At 64.8% G+C, this 4,417-nt stretch carries 5 protein-coding genes and 1 pseudogene; all 6 read right to left on the bottom strand.

Annotation, left to right across the window (positions count from 1 at the left end; all coding sequences use genetic code 11):
• Positions 1-201, bottom strand: a 201-nt coding sequence (locus tag RMO25_RS10275) for a DUF4126 domain-containing protein (protein WP_309662508.1), incomplete at its 3' end; no start/stop codon positions are given.
• Positions 202-207: 6 nt separating this feature from the next.
• Positions 208-981: a slipin family protein gene (locus tag RMO25_RS10270; RefSeq protein WP_309662507.1), complete on the bottom strand. Its 774-nt coding sequence runs from the start codon at positions 979-981 to the stop codon at positions 208-210.
• Between the two features lie 29 nt (positions 982-1,010).
• Positions 1,011-2,195: an acetyl-CoA C-acyltransferase gene (locus tag RMO25_RS10265; RefSeq protein WP_309662506.1), complete on the bottom strand. Its 1,185-nt coding sequence runs from the start codon at positions 2,193-2,195 to the stop codon at positions 1,011-1,013.
• 10 nt (positions 2,196-2,205) lie between these two features.
• Positions 2,206-2,661 carry a MaoC family dehydratase gene (locus RMO25_RS10260; protein ID WP_309662505.1) on the bottom strand — a complete coding sequence of 152 codons (456 nt, stop codon included), beginning with the start codon at positions 2,659-2,661 and terminating at the stop codon, positions 2,206-2,208.
• On the bottom strand, positions 2,661-3,770 hold the full coding sequence (locus tag RMO25_RS10255) for a mechanosensitive ion channel domain-containing protein (RefSeq protein ID WP_309662504.1): 1,110 nt from the start codon (positions 3,768-3,770) through the stop codon (positions 2,661-2,663). The genes RMO25_RS10260 and RMO25_RS10255 overlap by 1 nt, the downstream gene beginning before the upstream one ends.
• A gap of 32 nt (positions 3,771-3,802) precedes the next feature.
• Positions 3,803-4,417 (bottom strand): annotated as a pseudogene (locus RMO25_RS10250) (hypothetical protein); the annotation flags it as partial.

Below are 4,417 nucleotides of genomic sequence, written 5' to 3'. Positions count from 1 at the left end.
GAAGAATTCGGCGAAGGTACCGACCGCGGCAATGCCGAGGATCCAGTTGCTGGCCAGCACGTCGAGCGCGTGGAGTTGCTCTGGCAGGGCGATCCAGCCGAGCTTCATCGCCAGGCCGGTGACGAGCGTGACGAAGTAGAGCCGCCAGCCGGCCAGCAGGCTGACCGAAGAGGCGAGGGCGATGAGCTGGATCGCGGACACTGCCGCTTATTCGTCGATCGCGGGCATGCCGGCGATCTTGCGCGCGGCGTGGAGAAGCTCGACGGGCAGCATGGCGATGATCGTGCTATTATGTTCGACGCCGATCTCGGTCAGGGTTTGCAGGCGCCTCAGCTCCAGCGCGCCGGGCGAGGCGGCGATAATGTCGGCGGCTTCGGACAATTTGCGGGACGCTTCCTGCTCGCCTTCAGCGCGGATGATCCGGGCGCGCTTCTCGCGGATCGCTTCGGCTTCCTTGGCGATCGCGCGCTGCATTTGTTCGGGAATGTCGACGTCCTTGATCTCGACCGAATCGATCTCGACGCCCCATTTCATCGACGCGGCGGAGAGCAGTTCCTGCATCCGCGCGTTGATCGACAGGCGGTCCTTGAGCATGTGGTCGAGCTCGCTCTGGCCAATCGCATCGCGCAGCGCGGTTTCGGCCGCCTGGACGGTCGCCGTTACCCAATTTTCGACCGAGGTGATGACGTTGACCGCCGAATCGGCGCGGAACCACAGGACCGCGTTGACGCGCACAGCGACGCCGTCGCGGGTGATCGTTTCCTGGGTTTCGAGCTGATAGGTAATGGTCCGCATGTCGACCCGGACGACGCGGTCGACGAACGGGATCAGCCAATACCAACCCGGCCCCTTCATCACGCCCAACCGTCCGAGCCGGAACAGGACCCCGCGCTGATATTCCTGATTGATGCCAAAGCTCTTGAGCGAGGTAATCAGGGCCACCAGCAGGATGAAAATCAGGATTCCGGATGAGATCAGCATTGGCTTCAGTCCTCGACAGAGACAGCGCTCTAAAGCACCTCGAACAGGCCCGCTGCGCCCATGCCGCCGCCGACGCACATGGTGACGACGACATATTTGGCGCCGCGGCGCTTGCCTTCGATGAGAGCGTGGCCGGTTAGGCGGGCGCCCGACATGCCGTAGGGATGGCCGATCGAGATCGACCCACCGTCGACGTTCAGTCGGTCCGCGGGGATCCCGAGCTGCTCAGCGCTGTACAGCACCTGGACCGCGAACGCCTCGTTCAATTCCCATAGCCCGATGTCGTCGACCTTGAGGTCGAAGCGCCGGAGTAGCTTGTTGACCGCGTCGATCGGGCCGATGCCCATTTCGTCGGGCTCGGTGCCGGCGACGGCCATGCCGACGTAGCGGCCCAGCGGCGCGATGCCACGGCGCTCGGCTTCCCTGGCCTCCATCAGGATCGATGCCGAGCTGCCGTCGGACAATTGGCTGGCATTGCCAGCGGTGATCGAGGTGTCGGGGCCGAGCACCGGGTTGAGCGCATTGAGCCCTTCGATCGTGGTGTCCGCGCGATTGCCTTCGTCCTTGGCGATGGTCACTTCGCGCTGCGAGACTTCGCCCGTTTCCTTGTCCTTGACCATCATCGTCGTGGTGACCGGCACGATCTCGGCATCGAAGCGGCCGGCGGCCTGGGCGGCGGCGGTGCGCTGTTGGCTTTTGAGCGCATAATCGTCCTGGCGATCGCGGCCGATGCGGTAGCGCTGGGACACCGTTTCGGCGGTCTGCAGCATCGGCATGTAGACGTGCTGGTGCATTGCCATCAGCGACGGATCGGGGGCGATCCGCATTTCGGGCGTCTGGACCATCGAAATGCTGTCCTGTCCCCCGGCCGCGACAATCTCCATCCGGTCGACAATGATCTGCTTGGCGGCGGTGGCGATGGCCATCAGCCCCGACGCGCATTGGCGATCGATCGTCATCCCCGACACCCCGACCGGGCAGCCGGCGCGAAGCGCGACCATCCGGCCGATATTGCCGAACTGCGTGCCCTGCGTGAGCACCGCGCCCCACACCACGTCATCGATTTCGCCCGCGTCGATCCCGGCGCGCTCGATCGCCGGCTTTAACGAGAATGCGCCCAGGGTCGGACCGGGGGTGGCGTTGAACGCGCCCTTGTAGGCGCGCCCGATCGGGGTGCGGGCGGTCGAGACGATGACGGCGTCGCGAGTGGTCATGACTGTCTCCTCAGACGAACAGCAATCCGAGCCATTGCGCGGTCAGCGCCGGCTTGTCCACGCCTTCGATTTCGACCGTGACGGTATGGCGGAACAGCAGCTGGCCCGGTGCCTTTTCCTCGATCGAATCAAGCGTGAACCGGCCCCGGATGCGCTGGCCGGACCGCACCGGGGCGATGAAGCGGACCCGGTCGAGCCCGTAATTGCCCGCCATTTTCAGAGTATCAGGAACGAGCATCCCTTCGACGGCCATGCGCGACAGCATTGCCAGCGACAGGAAGCCATGCGCGACCGTGCCGTCAAACGGGGTCTGAGCTGCCGCCTCGGGGTCGATATGGATGAACTGGCGGTCCTCGGTAGTATCGGCGAAAGCGTCAATCCGCGCCTGATCCATAGTCAGCCAGCCGGAAACGCCAACTTCGCTGCCGACCCGGCTGTGCAGCTCCTTCAGCGATACGAGGGGCATCAGGCTTTGGCCGGCGTAATGGGCGCCGCATAGGGCATGACCAGCGTGCCGTCGGGGCCTGCGGTAAAGGTGGTCTGGGTCGGATAGGCGAACTCGACACCCTCTTCGGCGAAAGTCTTGAGCAGGTTCATGATCACGGCCGAGCGATCGGCGGCGATGACGTCCTGGTCGCGGCTGGCGATGTCGAACAAGAGCTCATGCTCGAGGCTCGATGGGGCAAGGTTGGTAACGGTGCAGCGCACGAACTTGCAGCCCTTGCGCGCTTCGACCGCCGCCCGGGCCAGTTCGGGCACGCGTTCCAATGTGTCGAGCGGTGTCTGGTAGGTGAGGCCGAAGGTCAGGGTCGAGCGACGACTGCGGCCATCGGCGAGGTTGTGGATCTCGCGTTCGAGCAGCTTGGTGTTGGCCATGATCATCTGCTCGCCGGTGACCGAGCGCATCCGCGTCGTCTTGAGACCGATCCGCTCAACGGTACCGACGCTATTGTCGTAGCGGATGGTGTCGCCGCGGCGGAACGGCTTGTCGAAGAGGATGGCAAGGGCGGCGAACAGGTCGGAGAAAATACCCTGCGCGGCGAGGCCGATGGCGATGCCGCCGATGCCGAGGCCGGCAACCAGCGCCGTGACGTTGACGCCGAGATTGTCGAGGATGACGATCACCGCGATCGCGAACAAGGCAATGCTGACGAGGACGCGGATCACCGCCATCGCGTTGCCGAGCGTGGTTTCGCGCGGATCGTCGCCGACGCGATGCCCGATGACGCCGAGGATCAGCTCACGCGCCCACATCGCGCCCTGAAGCGCGAAGGCGATGATGAACAGGATGTCGCTCAAGCGGGCGATGCGTTTCGGCGGCTCGGCGAAATTGGCGACGATTTCGATCGCGGCGAGGATCATGAAGGCAAGGCTGGTCTTGGCCAGCACCCGGCCGACGACCGATTTCCAGCTGGTGTAGCCAGGGGCGGAGGCGGTGACCCGCTCGCCGATGTGGCGCAGGACCAGCATCACAGCGATCAGCGCCGCCGCGACCAGGCTGCCGACCAGCAGCGCTTCGCTATTGGCCTGGAGCCACAGCACAAAGCCGGTCCATGGGTGCGATGGGTCGCGCATCGCCGCCGTCATGGCGGCAGCGGCGGGAGCGATCAAGCCGCGGCTTTCTCCGCTGCTGTAACAATCGCGTCCTCGGCTGCCTTGGCCTTGCGGCGCCGGGCGGGCTTGCCGGCGCGACCGAGATAGTCGAGCAGGCCGACCTCGGTCGACGACAGTCGGGCCTTGGCGCGCGGCCGTTCGAGGCCGTTCAAGGGATCGCGGGGGTCGTCCTTGACCGCTTCGAGCAGCGCCGGGTGGACGTACGACTTGCGGCTCATCGCCGGCGTATTGCCGAGCGCTTCGGCGACCGGCTCGACCACCGTTTTGACCGTGATCCGCGCGTCGTCGGCTTTCTTGAGCAGCTGGTCGAAGGCGATGACGCTCGCGCTCCAGGTGCGGAAATGCTTGGCGGTGAAATCGCCGCCGCTGGCCTGTTTGATATATTCGTTAACGTCGTCCGAAGCGATCGGCCGCGGCTCACCATGATCATCGACATATTGGAACAGCATCTGCCCCGGCAATTCCTGGCAATGCTTGACGACGCGCTTCAAATGGCTGTCGCTAATTTTCACTTCGTGGACAATGCCGTGCTTGCCGACGAAGCGCATCATCAGCTTGGCGCCGGTGCGGCGGACATGGCGGGTGCGCAACGTGGTCGCGCCGAAGCT

It is taken from the genome of Sphingomonas sp., from assembly GCF_031361285.1.
Lineage (GTDB): Bacteria > Pseudomonadota > Alphaproteobacteria > Sphingomonadales > Sphingomonadaceae > Sphingomicrobium.
This window is presented reverse-complemented; position numbering and strand designations above follow the sequence as displayed.